Raw genomic sequence first — 22,268 nt, 5'->3', positions numbered from 1 at the left:
AAACCAGGGTTCTACTCCACCCTCCCCCGCCACGGAACCCCTTGACCCGCAAGCACCTCCGCTACGTCCGTCCGTCATTTGCCGCACTGTGTCGAAGCCGCTCTGGCCGCTCTAGCCGCTCGCGCCTGCGTCCCCTATGGTGAGGGGTGCAATGACGCACCCTTTGCATGACATCCAGCTCCCCCCCCGCCGCGACGAGTTCTTCCCCGCCGTCATCGAGATCTCGAAGGGCTCGAAGAGCAAGTACGAGCTCGACAAGAAGACCGGCCTGCTGATGCTCGACCGGGTCCTCTACAGCTCGGTCCACTACCCCGCGAACTACGGCTTCATCCCCCAGACCCACGCCGGCGACGGCGACCCGCTCGACGTGCTGGTGCTGATGCAGGAGCCCGTCATCCCGCTGACCATCGTGCGCGCCCGCGCCATCGGCGGCTTCTCGATGGTCGACGACAAGGGCGTCGACGACAAGATCATCGCCGTCGCCATCGACGACCCCGCCGTGTCCCACTACCGCGACCACACCGAGCTCCCCCCCCACATCGCCAAGGAGCTGATGCGCTTCTTCGCCGACTACAAGATGCTCGAAAACAAGCTCTCCGAGGTCGACCGCATCTACGACCGCACCCGCGCCCTCGAAGTCATCGAAGAGTCCATCGCCACCTACCGCTCCATGAGCGGCTGGTCCAAGGGCTGATTCGGGGCCTCAGCGCGTGTACACGCAGGGCCCGCTGCTCCCCTGCTCCGTGGGCGCCGAGGTGGTCGGATCGACGGTCAGCGTCTCCGGCAGCGGCTTGCCCTGCTTCCCCGGCGTCCCCTCCACGCGCAGGGTGATGGTGTTCCCCGAGCGCACGTAGCTCCCGTTCCGGTCCACGATCCCCGACCACACGCACTGCGCTCGCGGCGGGCAAGGCGAGATCCGATCCGAGGCCTGAAACGTCCCGTCCGCCCCGAAGGTGAGGGTCCGCTCGTAGGTGCGATCCCCGCACGACGCCGACTTCCACGTCCCGACCAGCGCCGGATCCCCCTGCTGCCCCGGCGGCTGGGTGTTCGGCGTCACCTGCCCCGGCGGAGTCGCCCCTCCCGTCGGGTTCTGCGCCCCCGATCCGTTCCCCGGCGGCGGCGTCTGCACCGGCAGCTCCACCGTGGACTGCCCGTCCGCCGGTCCCCCCGACGACTGGGCGCAGGCCCCGAGCCCGCCGATCGCGCACGCCGCGCCGATCGCGCACGCGAGCGAGAGCCCGCACCGCCCCACGCCACCCAGCCCACCGAATCCCGCCGAGAAAAAGCGCATCATGGGCCGGGTTCTCCCACGGCAGCCCCTTCACGGCAACCACACCGAGGCCCCCGCACGGGGACGCGGCGCCATCGCGAGATCGGCCCGCGCCGAACGCGACGAACATCACCCGCACCCCGGAAGGCCGTGCGATGCGCGCAATCTCCAGGAGCGCCGCCACGCCCGAGGCATTGACGCGAAGTACCCGGCCAGCACCTGAGCGACCTGGCCGCCCTCCACCGTGCCCGCCCCACGCCCGCGCAGCGCCGGCTGCGTCAGCCAGGCAATCCACGCGCGCACGTTGTCGAGGGAGACCCCACGCTCCGCCTGCGAGAGCGCGGGCCCCGTCAGCTCCGGGCGGCCCAGGGCTCCGTCACAGCGCGCCGCGACAGCAGGAAGCGCCGACGCTGGCGCCGCCTCCGCCGGAGGAAGCACCTGCGCAGGCGCCGCTGCCTCCGCGGGCCGATCGAGAAGGACATTGGCCGCTGCGGGAGGGCGACCGCGGCACCCCAGCGCCATCGCCGCGACGAGCACGACCGTAACGTGGGCCCCCCCCTGCTTCATGGATGCGCCGTCTCCGCCAAGACGGCCATGCTACCGCACCCGTCCCGTTCCTCGGGCCACCCGGCCCGGGAGGAGCGTCACGCACTGGCGACGCCCTCACCGGAACCCGGGCCTGGTTCAGGCGATCAGGCCATCGTCATCGCCGCCACCTTTGCCCACTTCCGGAGGCGACGTGCGTCGGGCCAGAAGCGGCATGGCCCCTGAAAAGCTCGGGTAGCGCGCGGAGTGGTGGGGCCCCGAGGCGAAGCGGCTCCGTCCAAGGGCAAGGCAGCAAACGTAAAGGTCGAGTCCCACAGGACACGAGGTCGAGTCCCACACGACACGAGGTCGAGTCCCACACGACACGAGGTCGAGTCCCACACGACACGAGGTCGAGTCCCGCAGGACACGAGGTCGAGTCCCACACGACACGAGGTCGAGTCCCAGAAGACGCCACACCGAGGGCCGGAGCGCTGGCCATGGGCTCAGACTCATGTAGATGAGCGTAGACTCATGTAGGCTGGGGAGCGTAGGTGCGCTGGAGGAGGAGCACTCTCCGACCTGGTCGCTCTACGTGCGGCCATGTGGGCAAAGGGTGGCTCGTGATGGGAGGCGGCCAGCGCGCAATGCGCGCGAGGTCATGCGCTCATTACGAATGACGAATTCAACAACGTTCTTTTACAGTCGACATTCGCGTCTGGCGCATTCAACGACGCATTGCGAATCCCTCCCCACCGCAATGGGACAGGCCGACCGCTTCGCCAAGCAGACGTTCGCCGAGGAGACCGAGCGCGTCACCCATGGCGCTGTGGTCTGGGTCGATCCTCCCGAGATCCGGCTGGAGAAGGTGAAGCAGGAGCTTATCCAAGGGGCTCGGCTCGAAGAGGCTCGCTCGGCGCTCCACAACGTGCTCGCCGGCCGCCAGTTGCCGCCGAGCGCCGACGAAAGCGCGCAGATCGACACCTGCACCGACCTGCGCACCCTGCAGCGGTGGCTCAAGCAATCCATCGTGGCCAACAGCACCTCCGAGGCACTCCGCTAGACGCGCGGTTGGACGCGCGGTCCCATCGCCTCGAAAGAGGGAGCGCAGTGCACTCTGTCGAGCGTCTGGAATTCTCCGAGTGGCCGCACCCCGTGCCCTGGCTGGGCGCTGGAGGCGAGCAAGGCGCGATCTACGTGCTCAGACGCGGAGACGAGGTGCTGTGGCGCGTGGGCATCGACTTCGGCGAGGCCTCGCACGTCCCGTTCCGGGAGGAGCTGGTGTGGGAGAGCGCTGGCGTGGTCGCGCTCGGGGGTGGAGACGCGGTGTACGTGCTCGACCTGGGGACGGGAGCTGCGCGCGCGAGGATCGCCGTGCCGTCGCTCTTCGGGCACCTGGCGCTCGTCTCCGTGCCTGCCGTGGGCGGAGGGAATGCGGAGGTCCTGCTGGTGCTCGGCTGGACCGACGTGCACGCGATCGATGGCCAGCTCGCCCCCTGCTGGGTCGCGCGTGACGTGGCGGTGGACGGGATCCTCCTGCGCGAGGCGCGTGACCAGGAGTTGCACATGCTGGCAGAGATGGATCCGCCGGGGGGCTGGGTGGGGATAGTGCTCGACGCCAGGACGGGGGCCGAGCTGTCACGCGAGGCCGAGCCGGTCTTCGACGAGGAAGGTCCGGGCGCGCCTGTCGATCGCTAGGGTCAGGGGTGGCTGGAGGTCTCCGTGAGCCTCACGTGGCGTCGTGGAAGATCACCCCGAGCGTGTGGCGCTTGCCGGAGCGGAGGCGGCTCACGCCGTGGCGCATGGTCACCCGGTAAATGCCGCGGGTTCCCTGCATCGGGCGGTGGTGCACCGGGAAGATCACGCCGTCGCCTTGGCCCAGCGGCACCACCTCGACGCGCGATTGCATGCGGGGGCGCTGCTCGGTCAGCACGAATTCTCCGCCGGTGAAGTCGCGGCCCGGGTCGGAGAGGAGAATGGCGACCTGCAGGGGGAAGACGTGCTCGCCGTAGAGGTCCTGGTGGAGGCAGTTGTAATCGTCAGGGCCGTAGGTGAGCAGGAGCGGGGTGGGCCTCACCTGGCCGGCTTCGTGACAGCGGGCCAGGAAGGCGGCGTGGTCGGGCGGGTACTGCACGTCAAGGCGCAGCGCGGCGCTCCAGCGGTTGGCCACGGCGGCGAGGGGCGGGTAGAGGGCGTCGCGGAGGGTGGCGACGAGCGGAGGCAAGGGGTGGGCGAAGTACTTGTACTCGCCGCGGCCGAAGCCGTGGCGCTGCATGTGGATGTGGCTGCGGAAGAGGGCGTTGTCGGGGTAGGTGGCGGCGAGCGCAGCGCAGGCGTCCGCCGGGAGCAGGCCGCTCACCACGGCGCAGCCGTGGGCGTCGAGGGAGGCGCCGAGGGCTTCCCAGTCCAGGGCGGCGATGCGGGCGCGGAGATCAGGCAGCAGGGCGGTGCTCACCGGGAAGCCTCGCGGTCGAGGAGGGTGCGCTTGCGGGCGACGCCCCAGCGGTAGCCGGAGAGGGCGCCGCCCGTACGCACGACGCGATGGCAGGGGCTGGCGACGGCGAGGGCTTGCTGCGGTCGGGTTCGCAGGGGGATCTCCCGGGAACGCTCTGGCGGTGAATCATGCCGCGTTCCTGAGCACACCATGCCGCCGCGCGGAGGAGGCTGCACTCCGCTTCTTGCTCTTGAATGTCGAAGGTCGACGCGCGGCCGTGCCGATGGACATTCCCTGTCAGGAGGGGAGACCGTGGCGATGCTCCATGAATGGAACAACGTTAGGATCCTGACTCACCCGGGATCAATGGAGATGCAATGGCCGGTGGGACATCTCGGGAGCGCGTTCTAGAACGCCCGTGGGCATTTCAAGTTCAATCGGAAGGGAGGCGGCAGGCGCTATGGCTGGCGCAGCGCGTGGCGGCGGCGTCATGCCCGGTGTTGATCATCGGTTCGACAGGTGTGGGCAAGGACGTGCTCGCGGAGGACCTCCACGATCATAGCAAGCGCGCGGATCGGGCGTTCGTGGCCGTCAACTGCGCGGCGCTGTCGCCCTCGCTGCTGGAGAGTGAGCTGTTCGGGCACCAGAAGGGGGCCTACACCAGCGCGGTCAGCACCAAGGCGGGGCTGGTGGAGCTGGCGGACGGGGGGACGCTGTTCCTCGACGAGATCGGGGAGCTGCCGCTGGAGGCGCAGGCGAAGCTCTTGCGGTTTCTCTCGCGGGGGACGTTCTGGCCGGTGGGCGCGACGGCAGAGAAGTCCGCGAACGTGCGGATCCTGGCGGCGACGAACCGGGATCTATCGCGGATGCTGGATGGGGGGTTTCGCGAGGATCTGTTCTTCCGGCTGAGTGTGATCACCATCTTCATCCCGCCGCTGGAGCCGGAGGACGTGCGGATGATCGCGCGGACGCAGGCCACGGAGATCGTGACGCGGGAGGGTTACCAGTTACACGCGACGGAGATCGAGGAGCTGTCGGAGCGGCTGGCAGCGTGTGCGTGGCGGGGAGGTGCCCGGGAGCTGCGGGGGACCATTGAGCGTTACCTGCTGCTGCGAGACGGGGAACGGGGGGCAGCGGAGAACTGCCGGGTGGCGCTGCAGCAGCAGCACCGGCAGGGCACGAGGACGGCGTCGCCAGGGGATGTGGGGCCGCTGCTCGAACGGCTGGATGCGCTGGTCTTCCTCGCCCTGGCACGGGATGCGGGGGACGTGCGGGAGCTGTCACAGCGCCTGCGCCTGTCGCAGCAGGCCATCTACCACCGGCTGCAGCGCCTCGGCATCAAGCCTAGGGAGCTCGGGGGGAGCGAGCCGCTGCAGCGCGCGTTCCAGGAGACGCGGCAGGCGCTCGCCCCGGCCACGGCGTGGCTTCAAAGCATCTTGAAGGGTTGACTGGAAACTTGACGCGGTCCGGACACGCCGTCCGTGGATTTTCGCGGCGATCGGCACTGGCACGGGCAGTGCGAAGAGGACCGTCGACGCTGCGGTTTTCCCCGCGGCGCGAGCCGACCATCGCCATGTCCAGACGACTTCCCCGGGCGCGTCCAGGCGTCATCCTCCAGCAGGACCAGGCCGATCTCTTCCTCGTCGACACCGACGGGGGCGAGGTGTTCGAGGTCAACGCCACGGCAGCCGCGATCTTCGCGTGCTGCGAGCAGGCGCAGTCGTACGGCGACGCGGTGAGCGCGCTGTCGGAGGGCCTGAGCGAGGCCGGACAAGGGGTGGAGATCCTCGCCGACGTGGAGGACACGGTGCGGCTCTTCCAGCAGCTCGGGCTGTGCGAGGCCGGGGGCTGAGGGAACGCAGGCCTCGCCGCGAGAACAGGACGTTGGTGCAGGTTCGCCTGCACGACGCGCGACGCACGGCATGGTGCCGGGCGCCGTGAGCTTCGATCCGAACGTGTGGAGATTGCCATGTACATCAAGGCGCACCTCAAGAGCATCAAGCCGGTCAGCGACACCTGCACGTGCAGCAGCGGGATGGGTCAGCAGACGACGATCCTCGTCTGATGCCGTCCGGGGGGCGGGGTGGCTCGCGCTGCCCCGCCCCTCACTTCTGCAGCATCGACCATTGAAGGTTCCATTCACCTGCGCTCCCGCGCGCCCAGGGTCACCCCATGCCGTCGAATGGCCCGCTCCGAGCGACGTCGGTCCTCCTGTTCACCCGCGCCGAGGTGACGGGGCGGCACATCTTCCGCACGGTGCGCCTCGATCTCGCGCTCACGGGCGGCGAGGGGCGGGTGTGGTTCGATGCGTCGCGGCGCTCCGTCGCGGAGGCGTCGTGGCAGAGGCAGCTCCACCACCTGGAGGCCGTGGGGCGTGCCCATTACGCGCTGCCGTGGGCGGAGACCGATCTGAGGATCTCGGTCCGCGGTGAGGGCGTGACCCTCTCCGGGGCCAGCGCGTCGCTGCCGCTGTTCGTCGCCTGGGTCGCGCTGCTCGGGGACCGCGCGCTGCCGGAGCCGTTCTTCGCGGCAGGCGTGGCGCTCGCGGGGTCGACGGCGCTCGCCGCGGCACCCCGCGGGTACGCGCAGGGGAAGGTGGAGGTCGCGGACGCGCTGGCGCGGAAGCGCGGGGACGCCGGGCGGCCGCGGATGTGGGTACCCGCGGGGTCGGATGTCGATCGGTCCAGGCTCACGGCGATCGAGGTGCGCGAGGTGGCGACCCTCGTGGAGGGGGTCGCGGAGATCCTCGGGATCGCGGCCACGGGAGAGATGCGCTCGTGATCCGCGCCGGGATCCAGGCGGCGCGCGAGCTGGGGGGCCTCACGCGGGAGCTGCCCGATCTGCGGGTAATCGCGGGCGCGGGGATGCTCGGCGCGGTCGGCGCGGGGCTGCTCAACCCGGTGCTGTCTCTCCACCTCGCCTCGCGCGGGCTGGACGTGGGGCGGATCGGGCTAATGTTCACGCTGGGGTCGCTCCTGCCCGTGGTGCTCCAGCCAGCGCTCGGAGCGCTCTCGGACCGGATGGGCCGCCGGGGGATCCTGCTCGGGGTCTACCTCTCGACCTCGCTTTTGGTCCCGGCGCTCGCGCTCCTCACCGACCCGCTGCCGCTCGCGGCCGCGCTGTGCGCCCGGCTCATGCTCGACCGCAGCGTGGCGCCGCTGCGCGCTGCCGCGGTGGCCGACTCGGCGCCTCCCGCGCGGCGAGCGATGGTGTTCGGGTGGCTCGCGAGCTTCACCAACCTGGTGCTCGTGGGGGCCATGGTCGGGTCGTCGCTGACCGTGGCCTGGGTGGGCACCAGGGGGACGCTCGCGGTGGCAGGGGCCTTCTTCTTCGCGAGCAGCCTGGCATGGCTCGGGCTGCGGGGTGGAGGACCGGCAGCGCTGGCGCGGGAGCCGGGAGCCGTGGCGCCGGGAGCGGCACGCGGAGAGCGCGAGGGGCGGGAGCAACGTGAGCGGCGTGGAAAGCGGGGGCTCGCGCAGATCGCCGCGTCGCTCGCGGCGCCGCTCCGGGACGCGCGCCGTGATCCGGTGCTGGCAGCGCTCGTGGTCTACCAGTTCTGCTTCGTCTTCGCGCTCGATGCGTTCCCCATCTACCTGCCCCTCTTCGCGGTGCATCTCGGGGTCCCGCAGGCGTGGGTGGGGCCGCTGATCGCCTCGTCCTGGCTGGTCTTCGCGCTCGTGCAGCCGGTGGGCGGGAGGCTCGCGGATCGGGGGCGGGACCGCACACCGTGGATCCTGGGCGGGCTCACGGGCATGGCGGTCTGCGCGGCGCTGCTCGGGGTCGCTGGCTGGATCGCCGCGCCGTACGCGCTGCCGCTCCTCGCCGTCGCCTGGATCGCGATGGCCATCCCCGATGGGCTTTCACGACCGGCGGTCGAGGCGCGCGTCGTCGACCAGGCGCCTCCGGCGGAGCGGGGGCGCTTCCTCGGGGTGCTCGGCGCCGCCGCGGCGCTGGCCAACGTGCTGGCGCCCGTGAGCTACGGGGCACTGGCCCGACGCGCGGGGCCTCACGCCACGTTCTTGCTGTCCGCCGTCGCGCTGTGCGCGGCGCTCCTGGCGATGGACAGGGTGCGCGCGAGAGCCCGCACGGCCGATCCGTCACTCACCAGCCTGACGAGGGACTCATGACGCCGCAATGGTTCGCAGGGCTCGTCTCGACGCTCGTCATCCTTTCGGTGCTCGGCGGAGGCGGGCGTGAGGCGCGGGCCGACTCCAGTTACTCCGCGCGGGCCACCCGCACGGACGAGCCGATCACCATCGACGGCAAGCTCGACGATCCGGCCTGGCGCGCGGCCCCAGTGCTGACCGGGTGGCACCGGAACCGCATCGAGGTGGGGAAGATCGCGACCGATCAGACCGAGGTCAGGATCCTCTACGACCGCGACAACCTCTACTTCGGGTTCCACTGCCTCGACGCGCACCCTGAGAAGATCACCGCGTACACGGTGCAGAACGAGGGGTTCCTCCACCAAGAAGACAACGTCACCGTCATCATCGACACCTTCCACGACCACCGGAACGCATACTACTTCTGGACGAACCCCCTCGGGGTGAGGACGGATGGGCGCATCGTCGACGATGGCGAGGCATTCTCCACGGACTGGCAAGGAGAGTGGGAGGCGCAGGGGAGCATCGTCAGCGACGGGTGGGTGGTCGAGATGCGCATCCCCTTCAGCAACTTCCAGTTCCCCGACGCCGAGGAGCACACCTTCGGGTTGCTGCTCGATCGGGAGCAGGCGCGGACGCAGGAGTGGAGCAACTGGACGCCGGACGGGGTGAACTCGGCGAAGGTGTCGCGGTATCCCAACCTGACCGGGCTGCGCGAGATCCGCGGGCGGTCTCCGGCCATCCTCACGGCGTATGCGTCGACGCAGATCTGGGGCTCGGCGGGGAGCGGGCCAGAACTCGTGCCAAACGCGGGGCTCGACGCGGTCCTCTCGCCGACGCCGTGGATGTCGCTGAAGCTCACGGTGAACCCTGACTTCGCGCAGGTCGACATCGATCAGGACGTGCTCTGGCTCGACACGGAGGAGCACACCATCCCCGAGCGCAGGCCGTTCTTCCGCGAGGGAAACGATCTGTTCATCGCGCCCATGCAGATCTTTTTCTCGCGGCGCATCGCGCCCAAGCCGCACGACCGGGTGGTGGGCGGGGTGCTCGCGGTGGGCAAGCTCGACCGGACCGCGTTCAGCGTGCTCGACGTGCAGAGCCGGGAGGAGCGGCCCGACGGCACCGTGGAGAACGTGAACGCCGCGGTCACCCGGGTGCAGCAGGATCTCGGGAAGCGATCCAACGTAAGCGCGCTCGGGATCAGCCGCGTGGGGGACGTGACCGCGGGCGTGGCCGGCGCCGACAGTAACCTCCACATCTACGAGGAGATCTTCATCCAGGCGCAGGCGGCGAAGAGCTTCGGCCCGACGCCCGACAAAGGGGCGGAGGCCTTCCACGTGGGCGTGCACCGGTTCAACACCACCTCGGAGTTCTGGCTTCAGTACGAGGACATCGGCGAGAGCTTCAGCTCGCCGCTCGGGTACATCCCGATCCGGGACAAGCAGAGCGTCTACGCCCATGCCTATTACAACTGGTTCACCAGGCAGAAGGCGCTGCCCCGGATCGACATGACATACGACGATCTATGGCGCCTGAACCACGCGGGGGAGCAGACCCGACACCTGCGCAAGCTGCGGCTCCAGCCGTACGTGAGCGACGATCTTGCCTTCCTTCTCGACGCGCAGATCGACAGGAACGGGATCTACCAGAACAACATCGGCACGTTCGGCTTCGTGGTCTTCCCGAACGACTGGCAGAGCCTGACGCTCAACACGCTCTCCGGCTCGTTCCTGGGCGGCAACCTGCTCGGCCTGAACGGCGCGCTTAACCTGAAGCTCGGGCCGCGGTTCGCGATCAAGATGAGCGGCTCGTACACCCGGAACTGGGAGGTGCCGGAGGGCAGCCCGCTGTGGGGCACGGCGAGCGAGGGATACCAGTGGGTGCTCTACGGGCAGCTCCGCTACCAGTTCACGCCGAACCTCTACGCCCGCCTCACGCTCCAGCGCGGCGACGCGTTGGGCATTGCCGATCTCAATGCCGTGCGCGGGCAGGTGATCGACGGGGTGTTCGGCTGGCATTACCGGCTCGGGAGCGATGTATTCGTGGTCTACACGCAGCAGCCGGTGGGCAACGCGCAGGAGCACCGGGCGCTCGCGAAGGTCTCCTACACCTACTACTGACCTGCGCTACGCAATCGTCTGGCGCCGCGGAGGGGCGGCGCCGAGGAGGATCGGTCATGTCTCAGTCGCAAGAGATCAGCAGCCGTTACGATCAGGTGTCCTCCGGGTACGGGCGCTCGCCCGACGACGTCACCCGGCGCCTGTACTGGCTCGCCTACGAGCACCTGACCTGGCGCGCCATCGAGGAGAACCTGCCCGCTGGGAGGCGCGCCCGGGTGCTCGATGCGGGGGGCGGCGGCGGGAAGTACGGCGCGCGCATCGCGGAGCAGGGCCACGAGGTCACGGTGCTCGATCTGTCTCCGGGCATGCTCGACGAGGCGCGGCGACGCTTCGAGGCGCAAGGGATCGGGGGGACCTTCGTCGAGGGTGACATCCTGGCCCTGCCCTTCGCCGACGGCACCTTCGACTTGGTGCTGTGCGAAGGCGATCCGGTCTCGTACTGTCTGGAGCGATACCCGCAGGCGATCCGGGAGCTGGTGCGCGTGGCAGCGGGGGGTGCGCCAGTCCTGCTCGGCGTCGACAGCAGGTACGAGCACTTCATCGGGGCGCTGCGCTTCGGGGACAAGGCGAAGGCGCTCGTGATCCTCCAGGACGGGCGGAGCCTCTGTCCCTACGGGCTGCCGGTGCACGCCTTCACGCTGCCGGAGCTCCACGCAGCGGTCAGCGCGGCAGGCGCAGATCTCGTGGAGATCTCCGGCAAGCCTGTGCTGTTCCTGGAGATGCTCCAGGCGATGATGGCCGCGCACGGGACGAGCTTCGAGCCGTGGGCGGCGCGGGACGAGATCCTGGCGCTGCAGGAGCGGCTCTCTCACGAGGGGTTCGCGGTCTGCGGCGGTCACCTCCAGGTGGTCGCGCGCAAGAAGCGGGGCACGCCATGACCTCACTCCCCTTCCTCGGCGTGGGCCTGAGCTACCGCTGGGAGCTGCACGCGAGCCTCTTGCAGGCCGCAGGGCACGTCGACTGGATCGAGATCACGCCCGAGCACTTCATGCCGCTCGGCCCGGATGGTCTGCGCCGCCTGGAGGGGCTGGCGCGGAGGTTCCCGGTCGCGGGCCACAGCCTGGAGCTGTCGCTGGGCTCCGGGGGGACGACCAGCGCGAGATACCGGGAGCAGCTCGGAGCGATCCTCGGCGGCGCCTCCGCCCTCTGGCACGGCGACCACGTGTGCTTCACCGAGGCCGGCGAGCGCGCGATCCATGCGCTGACGCCGCTGCCCTTCTGCGAGGCGGCGGTGGAGGCGACGGTGCGGGGCATCCGCGAGGTGCGCGGGGCGCTGGGCGTGCCGCTCGTGGTGGAGAACATCGTCTACTACCTGGACAATCCGCTGAGCGAGATGGACGAGGCCTCGTTCCTGCGGCGCGTGGTGCTGGAGGCCGACTGCGGGCTGCTCCTCGATCTGCACAACGTCTTCACCAACGCCGTCAACCAGCGCTTCGATCCATACAGGTTCCTCGATCGGCTGCCGCTCGAACGGGTGCTCCAGATCCACCTCGCCGGTGGGGAAACCTTCGAGGGCGTGCGCCTGGACACCCACGCGGCGGGCTCGCCCGAGGAGGTCTGGTCCCTGCTCGATCACGTGGCGCCGCGCTGCCCGGTGCGCGGGGTCAATCTCGAGATGGACGCGCATTTCCTGCCGGCGCCGCGGCTGATCGAGGAGCTGGGGCGGGCGCGGGCGGCGCTCGAGCGGTGTGGGGCGCGCGGGGTGAGGTGCGCATGAGCTACCCGCGGATCCTCGACGCGCTGGCGCGCCTCCACGCGGACGTGCGGTTCCGGGAGGCGTTCCTGGCCGACGCGGAGGGGACGCTGCGCGCCCTCGGGTTGCCCGAGGAGACGGCGAGGGCGCTCGCGCGCGTCGATCGCACGAGCCTGTCGTACGTGTTCCGGATCGTCGATCATCACCGGCGCGCGCGGGTGAGCGAGCACCTCGGCTGGTTCGATCTGGCGCGGCGACCCGACCTCGGGCGCGTGCTCGCGCGCTACCTGGCCGACGTCCCCCCGCAGTGGCTCAACCGGGACGAGGCCATCCAGTTCTGCCTCCACGTGGAGGCCACCGCGACGGACCCGCCCTACCTGCGCGATCTCGCGCGCTACGAGCGGCTGCGCATCGAGATCGCCTGGGGGCTCGGGGGAACGGCGTCGCGGGTGGAGGCGTTCGCTTACCCGGTGCTCGATCTGCTGGCACAGATGCACCTCCCTGGCTGGCCCGAGGCGGCACCGCGCGAGACCCGGATCGAGATCAAGAAGGTACCCAGCATACCCGCGGTGATCACCCGCGAGCCTCGCTGAGCGATGGCGGCGGGGTGGGTGAGGAGGCGCTCGGGAAGGAGGGTGCCCGTGAAGGAGGGCAGGGCGAGGTCGGGCTCAGGTGCCGTGATCGATGCCGTTCCAGGCGGCGTAGTCGGTGAAGTAGTTGCGGAGGCAGGTGTCCGTGTAGAGCTCCTCCATCGCCTGGCGGGCCTTGGTGTCGTAGTTCCCGCTGGTGAGTCGGCGCGCGCGTCGGGTCGTTGTCGTTGTCGTTGTCGTAATCGGTGAAGTTGGTGGAGGCGCAGTTCGCGATGCCGAGGTGGTGGATGCCGGAGGTGATCTGGCCATTCGATCGGCTGGAGCCCGAGGAGCCGTAATGGGCGCTGGCGAGATTCTCCGATCCACCGGCGGTGCACGACTCATCGATGCCCACGTTGAGCTCGACGTTGTCGAGATGGTCGTCGTACGTGCGCATGGCCTGGTTGGCGGCGAAGAAGGCTGTCCACTTGGCGACGCCGCTGCCGATGTTGGTGTAGGTGCTCGTCGTGTTCTGGGACAGGGTCTGGTTGTTGAAGACGTAGGCCCAGAAGCCACCTGGTGACGAGGTGAAGGTGTAGGGATCGTCGTGGAGGCGAACGACGTTGGCGCCCGCGCCGCCGTCGGAGGCGATGGACCTGACGACCACCGTGAAGCCGGCGTTGGGGCCGTTCGGGATGTCGTGGCCCGAGTCGATGGTGGTGGCCCTGCCGGTGGCGCAGACGGTGAAGCCGGCCTGCGCGACGCCGCTGAGCAGCGTGCCAGCCGTGACGATGGCCATGGTGGCGATGCTGCGGATCCTGGTGCTCATGGCGGTGCTCATCGCTCCACCTCCGGGCGGGGAAGGTCGAGGTTGTCGAGGAGGCCCATCTGCACGAGCTGGGCGGGCGTGGTGCGGCCCTGGGTGACGATGGGGGAAGCGCCGGTGAAGACGCGGGACGGGATTCTGCAGGCGGCGGGAGGGGATCCGTCAGTGCGGGTGGCTCTCGTCGGCGTGGGCGTGCTCCTCACCCATCTCCGCGTCGGCCGGGGCGTAGGCGTCGAGGAGGTGGCTGACCTCCTCGGGGCGGGAGATCTCGGCGATGGCGTCGATGATCTTGCCGTCGGCGGCGGTGACGCGCTGGTGCTGGCGGAGGTGCTCGGCCCAGGTGGCGACGAGGAAGGTCTCCAGGAAGGTGCCGGGCAGGGCGAGGTCCTCGAAGAGGCCCCAGGTGATGGCGCCGTCGCGGCGGCGGTGCGATTCGAGGTCGCGGGCGAGGCGCAGGAAGGCGGCGCGGTTCTCGTCACGGACCAGGTAGCGGCGCTGGACGAGGACCGGGCCGGCCTCGATGGCGACGGGGTGGGCGAGCACGGGTTCGGTCCACGCGGCGACGGGCTGCACGTGTTCCTTGTTCACGGCAGCGAGGCGGTGACGGACGCCGACGAGGAGGCCGACGAGGAGGATGGCGGCGGCGAGGGTGAGGGTGACGTCGGTGCCAGCGCGGCCGGCGAGGGTGCCCCAGGCGAGGCTGCCCGCGGCCTGGCCGCCCTGGAAGACGAGGAGGTAGAGGCCGAGGGCGCGGGATTGCACCCAGCCAGGAGCGGCGGAAGCGGCGGCGACGTTGAGGCTCGACAGGACGGCGATCCAGGCGACGCCGGTGGCGAACATGGCGAGGTAGAGAGGGGGCTCGCTGCGCACGTGGGCGAGGACGAGCATGGTGCCGGCGTAGAGGATGCTGGCGGTGAGGACGAGGCGGTCGACGCCGAGGCGGGCGCGGAAGCGCGGGAGGAAGGCGGCGCCCGCGAGGGCCCCGACGCCGATGCAGCCGAGGAGGAGGCCGAAGCGCAGCGGGGAGAGCTGGAGTTCGCGGCGGGCGACGACGGGCAGGAGGGCCCAGAGGGCGCTGCCGGCGAGGATGAAGGCGGCGGCGCGGAGGAGGACGGACTGCAGGGCGGGAGCGCGGCGGGCAAAGCGGAGGCCAGCGATGATGGCGCCGACGACGCGCTCGGGGGGCAGGCTCGGGCGGGGGCGCTCCTGCTTCCAGCGCACGACCTGGAAGATGACGGCGCCGAAGGCAAGGGCGTTGAAGGCGTAGACGGGGGCGCTGCCGGCGAGGGCGATGCCGATGCCGCCGATGGCCGGGCCGAGGCCGCGGGCGATGTTGATGGCGACGCCGCCGAGGGTGATGGCCGGGGCCACCTCGGCGCGGTCGACGAGGGTGGGCAGGAGGGCCTGCCAGAGGGGCGCGGAGAGGGCTGCGCCGAGGCCGAGGGCGAAGGTGAGGGCGAGGAGGCTCTCGGGGGTGAGGCTGTTCGTGAAGGAGAGCGCGGCGAGGATGGCGGAGATGAAGGCCATCCAGGTGGCGAAGCCGATGAGGAGCCGGCGGCGGTCGAAGATGTCGCCGAAGGCCGCGGCAGGGAGGCCGACGAGGAAGACGGGAAAGCTCGACGCGGTCTGGAGGAGGGCGACGTGGAGCGGGGCCGAGGAGAGGGAGGTCATGTCCCAGCTCCCGGCAGCGTTCTGGATCCAGAGGCCGAGGTTCGAGGCGAGGGCGCCGAGCCAGAGAGCGCGGAAGACGGGCTGGCGCAGGGGGGACCAGGCCGAGGGCGCAGCAGGTGCGCTGGCCTCGGCGCCGGGGGTGGAGGGGGTCTCGGGGGCGGGAGGGGCAGTTCGCTCGGCCATGGGGATCACAGGGTGTGCAGCGTGCGGTGTGGCGAGACGTTCTGCCCAGGGGCACAGCGTGGTGGCTGGCGAGAGCGGTTCGCGGGGAGTGGGGCCCCGACGGGATTCACTCCCGGCGGGGCGAGGGGACGCGAGTCCCCTCGTGGAGACTTAGATCACGAAGCAGTCGCAGCCGGCGTCGAAGCCGCGGTTTCGTGACCTGGCGGTGGCGGGGCGCGCGAGGGCGCTCCTCGCGGCGGCGTTGTGGTAGCCGCCGAAGCTTGCGGGCGGGGACCAGGAGGGGCTGAAGGGGAGCGGCGGGGGGTTGTGGCCCGAGAAGGAGCCGGAGGCGTGGACGACCTTGCCGCCGAGCACCGTGAGCACGGATTCGAGGGACTTGATGCGCTCCTCGGGGACGGTGAAGAAGTCGTCGGAGAGGACGACGAGGTCGGCGAGCTGGCCGGGGGTGATGCTTCCCTTCTTGCCGGTCTCGCCGGAGAACCAGGCGTTCCCGGTGGTGTAGAGGCGCAGGGCCTCCTCGCGGGAGAGAGTCTCGCCCGGGCCGTAGAGGGGGGTGCCGCCCACGGTCTTGCCGGCGACGAGCCAGTAGAGGCCCATCCAGGGGTTGTAGCTGGCGACGCGGGTGGCGTCGGTGCCTCCGCCGACCGGGATGCCGGTGGCGAGCATCTGGCGGATGGGGGGGGCGTGGCGGGCGGCTTCGGCGCCGTAGCGGTCGATGAAGTACTCGCCCTGGTAGGCCATGCGGTGCTGGATGGCGATGCCGCCGCCGAGGGCCGCGATGCGGTCGAGGTTCCGGCGGGAGACGGTCTCGGCGTGGTCGAAGAACCAGCGGAGGCCGTTGAAGGGGACGTCGCGGTCGACCTTCTCGAAGACGTCGAGGAAGCGGGAGATGGACTCCTCGTAGGTGGCGTGGAGGCGGAAGGGCCATCGGTTCGCGGAGAGAAACGCGATGACGGGCTCCAGATCGCCTTCGAGGGAGGGGGAGAGATCGGGGCGGGGTTCGAGGAAGTCCTCGAAGTCGGCCGCGGAGAAGACGAGCATCTCGCCGGCGCCGTTGCAGCGGTACATGTCGTTGCCGTCGCCGGGGCTGACCAGCTTGGACCAGGCCTTGAAGTCGTCGAGCTCGTTGCCAGGGCGCTGGGTGAAGAGGTTGTAGGCGATGCGGAGGGTCATCTGGCCTTCGCGGGCGAGGTGCTCGATGACGGCGTAGTCGTCGGGGTAGTTCTGGAAGCCGCCGCCGGCGTCGACGACGCTGGTCACGCCGAGGCGGTTCAGCTCGCGCATGAAGTGGCGCGAGGAGTTCACCTGGTCCTCGAAGGGGAGCTTGGGGCCCTTGGCGAGGGTGGCGTAGAGGATCATCGCGTTGGGCTTGGCGATGAGCATGCCGGTGGGGTTGCCGGCGCGGTCGCGCTCGATGCGGCCGCCGGGCGGATCGGGGGTGTCCTTGGTGTAGCCGACGGCGCGGAGGGCGGCGCCGTTGAGGAGGGCGCGGTCGTAGAGGTGGAGGATGAAGACCGGCGTCTCGGGGGCGGCGGCGTTGATCTCGTCGAGGGTGGGCATGCGGCGCTCGACGAACTGGAACTCGGTCCAGCCGCCGACGACGCGGACCCACTGGGGAGCGGGGGTGCGGCGGGCCTGCTCGGTGAGCATGCGGAGGGCGTCGGCGAGCGAGGGGACGCCGTCCCAGCGCAGCTCCATGTTGTAGTTGAGGCCCCCCCGGATGACGTGGAGGTGCGAGTCGGTGAGGCCAGGAATGACGCGGCGGCCGCCGAGGTCGATGACGGTGGTGTGCACGCCTTTGTGCTGGAGGACGTCGGCGTCGGTGCCGACGGCGAGGAACTTGCCCTCGCGCATGGCGGCGCCCGACGCGGCCGGGGTCGCCTCGCTGAGGGTGGTGATGCGGCCGTTCGTGAGGATGAGGTCTGCCTCGAGTGTCGCTGACATGAGGGTGCTCTTTCCGGGGGGTTCCGTGGTGGGTGTGGGGTGAAGGGTACGGGATGCGCCGGGGGCTCAAGAGCTGGCCGGTAAAGCGTCGCGAGCGACCCGCGGCGAGGGAGGCCGACCGAGGAATCCTCTCGGATTTCGAGGGAGGCCGACCGACGACGCGGGGCGCGCAGCAGCTTTACCGGCCAGCTCTTCAGTGGCCGCCCTCGCTGGCATGGGCGCCGAGGACCGCCCTGGCATACTGGATGCCGACGCCGTATGCACCCGCGTGCTCCATGGCCAGCTGGTTGACGGCCTCGTAGGTCTCCTGGCGCGCCCAGTCGCGCTGCAGCTCCAGCACGAACTGCAGCCAGGTCATCGGCACCGCGCCCGCCTGCACCATGCGGGCGATCGACATGTCGTGCGCCACCTGGGAGACGTCGCCGCAGGCGTCGGCGATGACGTACACCTCGTAGCCCTCCTCCAGGAGCTGGATGGTCGGGAAGTTGATGCACGCCGTCGTCCACAGCCCGGCGAGCACGATCTTCTTGCGGCCGATGCGCTCGATCTCCGCGCGCACGGCCTTGTCTTCCCAGCAGTTCATGCTGGTCCGGTCGAAGTCCTTGGCGTCGGGGAGGACGGCCTTGAGCTGGCGGAAGGTGGGGCCGGAGAAGGACTTCTCGGCCACGGTGGTGAGGATGGTGGGGATGTTGAAGATCTTGGCGGCCTTCGCCACGCCGACGGCGTTGTTGATGAGGGTCTGCCCATCGATGTTCTTCACCGCGAAGGCCATCTGGGGCTGGAAATCGACGAGCACCAGCGTGAAGGCATCGGGGGTGAGAAGCGAGTGGACGGAGGACGACTTGCTCATGGGGATGGACTCCTCGTAGCTGAATGCGTCGTGCCTGGGAGGCCACCGCGGCCTCGTGGTCACGACGTACGAAGGAGTATGGTCGGTGATGCGCGTTTCCGGAACGGGCATTGAGGAGATGACGTCCATCGTGCAGAGCGATGGACACGCGAAGGCTCCATGCGCGCACGCGATGAACGGTATCGCCGGAGGAGATGGCTCAGGCCCGACGCGCGGCGCGGGCGCGGGGACGTTTCGACGCGGGCTCGGGCGGAAACTCCGGAGGGCTCTCGGGCTGGCCCGCGGGCTGCGCTTCGGGGGAGACGACGTCACGCTTGCAGAGCACTTCGAGGTTCTCGATGACCCAGCGGTGCGCAGGGCCGATGGCGCGGTCGGTGCGGTAGATCGCGGAGAGGGAGAGGAGGTGCTCGTCTTCGCCCCAGGCGCGCAGGCGGAGGGGGACGAGGCGGCCCTCGCGGAGGTCGTCGCGGGCGATGTGCTCGGGGAGGTTGCCCCAGCCGAGGCCCGCACGGAGCATGGCGTGCTTGGCGTGGAGATCGGCGATGCGCCAGGTGCGGGGCGAGAGGACGCCCTGGTCGGGGACGCCGCTGTCGTGGCGCTCGGAGAGGACGATCTGGATGTGGCCGGCGAGGACCGAGGTGGGGATGGGAGCGTCGTGCGCGGCGAGGGGGTGGGTGGGCGCGACGACGGGGATCATGCGGATGGGGGCGAGGACGTGGCTCTCCAGGCCAGCGACGACGCCGACGGGGCTGGCGACGCCGAGGGTGGCGGAGCCATCGAGGACGCGCGCGGAGACGGCGGAGAGGGTCTGGGTGTCGATGCGGAGGTCGACGGAGGGGAAGGTCTTCGAGAACGCCTCGCAGAGGTCGACGAGGGCAGTGAGGGGGTAGAGGACCTCGACGCAGAGGGAGACGGTGGCTTCGAGGCCGCGGGACATGTCGCCCGTGAGCTTGCGGAGGGAGTCGACCTCGCCGCAGACGCGCCGGGCCGCGGCGAGGACGGCGTGCCCCTGCTCGGTGAGGGTGGCGACCTTGGTGGAGCGGTCCCACAGAGAGACGCCGAGCTGGGATTCGAGGTTCGCCATGGCGGTGCTCACGGCGGACTGGACGCGCTGGAGCTTGCGGGCCGCAGCGGAGAAGCTGCCCTCCTCGACGACGGTGATGAAGGCGCGGAGCTGGTCGAGGGTGATGGGATCGAGCACAGCGCACGATCCCACGGGGCGATGCGTGGCAGCAAGGCGGGGCAGCGAGGTGGGAAGGCGGCCCCACAGAGGCGCGCGCCCTGCCCTGCCCTCCGCTGCTCTTCCCTGCTCTCCCCTGCGCTCGCCTCAGGAGCCGGGCTTGGCGCCGGCGATCTTGGTGAGGTCGAGCATCTCGTCGACGTCGGGGACGACGATCAGCTCGCAGCGGCGGTTCTTCTGCTTGCCCTGGGGGGTGGTGTTGGCGCCGAGCGGGTCGGTGTCGGCGAAGCCGGCGGCGCTCCAGTGCTGGCGGGGGAGGCCGCCGTCCTTGCCGATGAGGTGAAGGAGCACGGAGCGGGAGCGGGCGAGGGAGAGGCCCCAGTTGTCGTTGAAGGGGGGGCTGTTCAGCGGGGAGCTGTCGGTGTGGCCGGCGACCTGGTAGTCGCGGTTCATCAGGGCCTTGTCGCTCTTGATGGCGGCGGCGACCTGCTTGAGGATGTCCTCGCCCTCCTTGCGGAGCTTGTCCTTGCCGGAGTCGAAGAGGACGTCGCCGGGGAGGGAGATGATCATCCGGTTCCTGCGGATGCTCACCTCGAGGCCGAGGTTCACCAGGGTCTGGAGCTTCTGCCGGAGCAGGTCGAAGCGGGCCTTGATGGCTTCGAGCTGCTTGGCGCGGGCCTGGTACTCGGCGAGGGCCTTGTCCTTGTCTTCGAGCTCGCCGCTGACCTTGTTGAGCTGGACGCCCTTGTCGGAGAGCTCCTTCTCCAGGGCCGCGACGCGGTCACGGGCAGCCTGCAGTTCCTTCTCGAGATCGGCTTGCTTCTTCGCGCTGTCGTTCTGGAGCTGGTCGTACTTCGCGAGCTGGGCCTTCCATTCGTCCTCGGAGTAGCCACAACCGGTCGCCAGGGGAGCGGCAGCAGCCATCAGCAGCACGGCGGCAAAAGTGGATCGCTGAAGCATGGGTTATTTCCTTTGTACGAGGCTTCCAGGCCTCGCGCGGACAGAGGTTAGCGAACGCGGGACGGACTTCCAGCGGTTGAACGGAGACTGTAGCGGTCCGAGGACGGACGGAATCCGTGCGGGGATCGCTCCACGTGACGATGCGGGGATCGCCTACGTGACTCGCGGGGAGAACTGGATGGCGTGAAGGAGGGAGGGAGCGGGGGCCCCGACGGGATTCACTCCCGGCGGGGCGAGGGGACGCGCGTCCCCTCGTGGAGACCTAGAGGCAGATCTGGAGACCTAGAGGCAGATCTTCTGATCGCCGCTCGTGACCCACAGCTCGCAGGGGGGCTTGTCGGCGGCGGGAGGGCTGGCCTGGAAGGTGGCGGGCTTGGTCTCGCCTCCGCCGGAAGCTGCGGGCTTGCCGGCGGCGACGGCAGGCTTGGTCTCCTTCGCAGGCTTGCCGGCAGCGACGGCAGGCTTGGTCTCCTTCGCGGGCTTGCTGGCGGCGACGGCAGGCTTGGTCTCCTTCGCGGGCTTGCTCGCCTTCGCGTCCTTGGCGGGCGCCTCTTCCTCCTCGACGGGGGCGCTGGCGACGACTTCCTTCTCGGGCTTGTGCGTCTCGCACTGGGTGGCGATGAGGCCACCAGGGCTGCGGGTCCCCTTGCGGGCGGTGGCGCTCGCGGCTTTTGCGTCCTTCGGGGCGGGGCCGCTGGTGATGTTGACCTTGGCCAGGTCGTCGCCGACGCCCTCGCCGGAGGCAGGCGTGATGCTCATGCCTTCGAGGATCTTGTCGAGCAGATCCTCCTCGAAGATGAGCAGGGACTGGCTGCGGCTCACGTAGACGGTCAGGTCGAGGACGCGGCCGGCGTAGTCGGTCACGCGGCTGACGGTCTGCTTGAGCAGGTCCTCGATGCTGATGTCGCCGAGCTTCTCGGCGGGGATGCCGCTCAGGGTGATCTTGGGGGTGAAGCCTTCGAGGGTGACGTCGGGCTTGAAGCTGGAGAGGTCGGGGCGGCTGCCGGTCTGCTCTTCGAGGATGTCGGCGACGATGCGCTTCGTGGCGGTCTGGATGTCGTCCTTCATGCCCGGCAAGGCCAGGGGGTAGCGCATCAGGGCGACCGCGTTGGCGAGCTTGGCGTCGGCGACGGCGCGCTTGAGGTTGACGAGGAGGCCGCCGATGCGGGCCTTGGTCTTGGGGGAGGCCTTGGCGGCTTCACCGGAGATCTTGGCGAGGAAGGCCTCGCGCGCCGTCTCGTAGCCCTCCTCGATCTTGGTGATCTGCGCTTCGAGCTCCTCGTTCTTCTTTTCGAGCGCGGCCTTGTCGCTGTCGCTCTTGCCCTCGGCGTCGGCTTCCTTGTCGTTGGCCTCGATCTGCGCCTTGAGGTCGGCGAGCTGCTCCTGCTGCTCGATGAGCTTCTCGTAGTCGGCGCCCGCGTCGGCGCTGATGGCCTCGATGACGCTGTTGTACTCGCCCTCCTCGGAACAGAGGGAGGGCAGGACATCGGCCCAGATCTCGGCAGGGACGACGCGGAGGGGGACGCCGCCGGCGGAGGCGTACACGGGGGAGGCGCCGATCTGCTTGAGGAAGGCCTCGGCGTCGGCTTGCTTGATGGCGGTCTTCGGAGCCCAGGCCGACTTCTCGTCGATGCCGGTCTCGCCGAGGAGACGCTTGACGGCTTCGGCAGTGCTGTTCGCGACCTCGGCGCGTCGGACGACGACGCTCATCGGGGTCGATTCGCTGATGGCCCACGCGGCCGAAGGGTTGGTGAGCGCGGAGATGGCGCCACACCCTGCGTTGAGCGCGAGGAGCACCGTGGCGAGGGTGAGCTTGGCGAGAATGAACAGGGCGCGAGGCGACGCGAGGTGAGCGCCACACGCGACACGCTGGAGAACGTCGGGCTGCATGTTTCCTCCCCCGGTGTCCGGAGATAAGTGAGCACACTTGCCTG

The 22,268-nt window shown here is 69.9% G+C and carries 22 protein-coding genes; 11 read left to right on the top strand and 11 right to left on the bottom strand.

All coding sequences use genetic code 11. The features are described 5' to 3' along the window. The first annotated feature begins 151 nt into the window (after positions 1–151). Entirely contained in the window at positions 152–694 is a 543-nt protein-coding gene (locus tag CAP_RS07180; protein ID WP_044237695.1) for an inorganic diphosphatase, read from the top strand. Between the two features lie 9 nt (positions 695–703). Here CAP_RS07180 and CAP_RS07175 read toward each other — a convergent pair whose 3' ends face one another. Both CAP_RS07175 and CAP_RS07170 read right to left on the bottom strand, forming a co-directional pair. Continuing rightward, the gene (locus CAP_RS07175) at positions 704–1,294 is read right to left on the bottom strand and encodes a hypothetical protein (RefSeq protein WP_044237692.1); all 591 of its coding nucleotides are present in this window, start codon (positions 1,292–1,294) and stop codon (positions 704–706) included. 105 nt (positions 1,295–1,399) lie between these two features. Further along, positions 1,400–1,837, bottom strand: coding sequence for a hypothetical protein (locus tag CAP_RS07170; RefSeq protein WP_044237690.1), 438 nt, complete (start codon positions 1,835–1,837; stop codon positions 1,400–1,402). Between the two features lie 718 nt (positions 1,838–2,555). Between CAP_RS07170 and CAP_RS07165 the strand changes: the two genes are divergently transcribed. Together CAP_RS07165 and CAP_RS07160 are read left to right on the top strand one after the other, a co-directional pair. Continuing rightward, complete coding sequence (locus CAP_RS07165; protein WP_044237688.1) at positions 2,556–2,858, top strand: hypothetical protein; 303 nt, start codon at positions 2,556–2,558, stop codon at positions 2,856–2,858. 47 nt (positions 2,859–2,905) lie between these two features. Further along, positions 2,906–3,493 (top strand): hypothetical protein, encoded by a 588-nt coding sequence (locus CAP_RS07160; RefSeq protein ID WP_197041052.1) that lies wholly within the window; start codon positions 2,906–2,908, stop codon positions 3,491–3,493. Positions 3,494–3,524: 31 nt separating this feature from the next. On the opposite strand, the gene CAP_RS07155 is transcribed toward CAP_RS07160, so the two are convergent. After that, positions 3,525–4,250 carry a 2OG-Fe(II) oxygenase gene (locus CAP_RS07155; RefSeq protein WP_044237683.1) on the bottom strand — a complete coding sequence of 242 codons (726 nt, stop codon included), beginning with the start codon at positions 4,248–4,250 and terminating at the stop codon, positions 3,525–3,527. Then, positions 4,247–4,441: an MGMT family protein gene (locus tag CAP_RS56075; protein WP_231511203.1), complete on the bottom strand. Its 195-nt coding sequence runs from the start codon at positions 4,439–4,441 to the stop codon at positions 4,247–4,249. Before CAP_RS56075 ends, CAP_RS07155 begins: the two co-directional genes overlap by 4 nt. Before the next feature lie 165 nt (positions 4,442–4,606). On the opposite strand from CAP_RS56075, the gene CAP_RS07150 reads away from it, so the two are divergent. The 8 genes from CAP_RS07150 (at position 4,607) to CAP_RS07115 (ending at position 12,744) form a co-directional block, all read left to right on the top strand. Further along, entirely contained in the window at positions 4,607–5,677 is a 1,071-nt protein-coding gene (locus CAP_RS07150; protein WP_081864642.1) for a sigma 54-interacting transcriptional regulator, read from the top strand. 125 nt (positions 5,678–5,802) lie between these two features. Next, positions 5,803–6,081, top strand: coding sequence for a PqqD family protein (locus CAP_RS07145; RefSeq protein WP_044237681.1), 279 nt, complete (start codon positions 5,803–5,805; stop codon positions 6,079–6,081). Between the two features lie 320 nt (positions 6,082–6,401). Then, complete coding sequence (locus CAP_RS07140; RefSeq protein WP_044237678.1) at positions 6,402–7,010, top strand: hypothetical protein; 609 nt, start codon at positions 6,402–6,404, stop codon at positions 7,008–7,010. Beyond that, a complete protein-coding gene (locus CAP_RS07135) occupies positions 7,007–8,356 on the top strand; it encodes an MFS transporter (protein ID WP_044237675.1) in 1,350 nt (449 codons plus the stop codon). The genes CAP_RS07140 and CAP_RS07135 overlap by 4 nt, the downstream gene beginning before the upstream one ends. Further along, positions 8,353–10,458, top strand: coding sequence for a carbohydrate binding family 9 domain-containing protein (locus tag CAP_RS07130; RefSeq protein WP_044237672.1), 2,106 nt, complete (start codon positions 8,353–8,355; stop codon positions 10,456–10,458). Before CAP_RS07135 ends, CAP_RS07130 begins: the two co-directional genes overlap by 4 nt. A 56-nt stretch (positions 10,459–10,514) precedes the next feature. After that, positions 10,515–11,336: a class I SAM-dependent methyltransferase gene (locus CAP_RS43915; protein WP_052374389.1), complete on the top strand. Its 822-nt coding sequence runs from the start codon at positions 10,515–10,517 to the stop codon at positions 11,334–11,336. After that, a complete protein-coding gene (locus CAP_RS07120) occupies positions 11,333–12,175 on the top strand; it encodes an MbnB/TglH/ChrH family RiPP precursor modification enzyme (protein WP_044237668.1) in 843 nt (280 codons plus the stop codon). Before CAP_RS43915 ends, CAP_RS07120 begins: the two co-directional genes overlap by 4 nt. Beyond that, positions 12,172–12,744: a hypothetical protein gene (locus tag CAP_RS07115; protein ID WP_156040565.1), complete on the top strand. Its 573-nt coding sequence runs from the start codon at positions 12,172–12,174 to the stop codon at positions 12,742–12,744. Before CAP_RS07120 ends, CAP_RS07115 begins: the two co-directional genes overlap by 4 nt. Here the strand turns inward: CAP_RS07115 and CAP_RS07110 are convergent. From CAP_RS07110 to CAP_RS43910, 7 genes are all read right to left on the bottom strand, one after another. After that, positions 12,725–13,549, bottom strand: coding sequence for a hypothetical protein (locus tag CAP_RS07110; protein WP_156040564.1), 825 nt, complete (start codon positions 13,547–13,549; stop codon positions 12,725–12,727). The two genes, CAP_RS07115 and CAP_RS07110, sit on opposite strands and share 20 nt — an antisense overlap. A gap of 159 nt (positions 13,550–13,708) precedes the next feature. Further along, entirely contained in the window at positions 13,709–15,400 is a 1,692-nt protein-coding gene (locus tag CAP_RS07105; RefSeq protein WP_044237930.1) for an MFS transporter, read from the bottom strand. 150 nt (positions 15,401–15,550) lie between these two features. Further along, positions 15,551–17,344 carry an amidohydrolase gene (locus CAP_RS07100; RefSeq protein ID WP_044237657.1) on the bottom strand — a complete coding sequence of 598 codons (1,794 nt, stop codon included), beginning with the start codon at positions 17,342–17,344 and terminating at the stop codon, positions 15,551–15,553. Positions 17,345–17,537: 193 nt separating this feature from the next. Beyond that, complete coding sequence (locus tag CAP_RS07095; protein WP_044237928.1) at positions 17,538–18,194, bottom strand: hydrolase; 657 nt, start codon at positions 18,192–18,194, stop codon at positions 17,538–17,540. A 199-nt stretch (positions 18,195–18,393) separates the two neighbouring features. Beyond that, positions 18,394–19,410, bottom strand: a complete 1,017-nt coding sequence (locus CAP_RS07090) for a LysR family transcriptional regulator (RefSeq protein ID WP_231511188.1) — start codon at positions 19,408–19,410, stop codon at positions 18,394–18,396. Positions 19,411–19,521: 111 nt separating this feature from the next. Continuing rightward, the gene (locus CAP_RS07085; protein WP_044237654.1) at positions 19,522–20,334 is read right to left on the bottom strand and encodes an OmpA family protein; all 813 of its coding nucleotides are present in this window, start codon (positions 20,332–20,334) and stop codon (positions 19,522–19,524) included. A gap of 282 nt (positions 20,335–20,616) precedes the next feature. Next, positions 20,617–22,224: an AAA family ATPase gene (locus CAP_RS43910; protein WP_052374385.1), complete on the bottom strand. Its 1,608-nt coding sequence runs from the start codon at positions 22,222–22,224 to the stop codon at positions 20,617–20,619. Between the last annotated feature and the right edge of the window lie 44 nt (positions 22,225–22,268).

Origin of the sequence: Chondromyces apiculatus DSM 436 (assembly GCF_000601485.1) — a bacterium.
GTDB classification, from domain to species: domain Bacteria; phylum Myxococcota_A; class Polyangia; order Polyangiales; family Polyangiaceae; genus Chondromyces; species Chondromyces apiculatus.
Note: the sequence above shows the minus strand (reverse complement) of the source record. Positions and strands in the feature narration are given on the sequence as shown.

Bases quoted from the DNA above. Each gene is read 5' to 3' on its own strand.
- CAP_RS07180 (WP_044237695.1), top strand. From the start codon at position 152: ATGACGCACCCTTTGCATGACATCCAGCTCCCCCCCCGCCGCGACGAG.
- CAP_RS07175 (WP_044237692.1), bottom strand. From the start codon at position 1,294: ATGATGCGCTTTTTCTCGGCGGGATTCGGTGGGCTGGGTGGCGTGGGG.
- CAP_RS07170 (WP_044237690.1), bottom strand. From the start codon at position 1,837: ATGAAGCAGGGGGGGGCCCACGTTACGGTCGTGCTCGTCGCGGCGATG.
- CAP_RS07165 (WP_044237688.1), top strand. From the start codon at position 2,556: ATGGGACAGGCCGACCGCTTCGCCAAGCAGACGTTCGCCGAGGAGACC.
- CAP_RS56075 (WP_231511203.1), bottom strand. From the start codon at position 4,441: ATGGTGTGCTCAGGAACGCGGCATGATTCACCGCCAGAGCGTTCCCGG.
- CAP_RS07150 (WP_081864642.1), top strand. From the start codon at position 4,607: ATGGCCGGTGGGACATCTCGGGAGCGCGTTCTAGAACGCCCGTGGGCA.
- CAP_RS07145 (WP_044237681.1), top strand. From the start codon at position 5,803: ATGTCCAGACGACTTCCCCGGGCGCGTCCAGGCGTCATCCTCCAGCAG.
- CAP_RS07140 (WP_044237678.1), top strand. From the start codon at position 6,402: ATGCCGTCGAATGGCCCGCTCCGAGCGACGTCGGTCCTCCTGTTCACC.
- CAP_RS07130 (WP_044237672.1), top strand. From the start codon at position 8,353: ATGACGCCGCAATGGTTCGCAGGGCTCGTCTCGACGCTCGTCATCCTT.
- CAP_RS43915 (WP_052374389.1), top strand. From the start codon at position 10,515: ATGTCTCAGTCGCAAGAGATCAGCAGCCGTTACGATCAGGTGTCCTCC.
- CAP_RS07120 (WP_044237668.1), top strand. From the start codon at position 11,333: ATGACCTCACTCCCCTTCCTCGGCGTGGGCCTGAGCTACCGCTGGGAG.
- CAP_RS07115 (WP_156040565.1), top strand. From the start codon at position 12,172: ATGAGCTACCCGCGGATCCTCGACGCGCTGGCGCGCCTCCACGCGGAC.
- CAP_RS07110 (WP_156040564.1), bottom strand. From the start codon at position 13,549: ATGAGCACCAGGATCCGCAGCATCGCCACCATGGCCATCGTCACGGCT.
- CAP_RS07105 (WP_044237930.1), bottom strand. From the start codon at position 15,400: ATGGCCGAGCGAACTGCCCCTCCCGCCCCCGAGACCCCCTCCACCCCC.
- CAP_RS07100 (WP_044237657.1), bottom strand. From the start codon at position 17,344: ATGTCAGCGACACTCGAGGCAGACCTCATCCTCACGAACGGCCGCATC.
- CAP_RS07095 (WP_044237928.1), bottom strand. From the start codon at position 18,194: ATGAGCAAGTCGTCCTCCGTCCACTCGCTTCTCACCCCCGATGCCTTC.
- CAP_RS07085 (WP_044237654.1), bottom strand. From the start codon at position 20,334: ATGCTTCAGCGATCCACTTTTGCCGCCGTGCTGCTGATGGCTGCTGCC.
- CAP_RS43910 (WP_052374385.1), bottom strand. From the start codon at position 22,224: ATGCAGCCCGACGTTCTCCAGCGTGTCGCGTGTGGCGCTCACCTCGCG.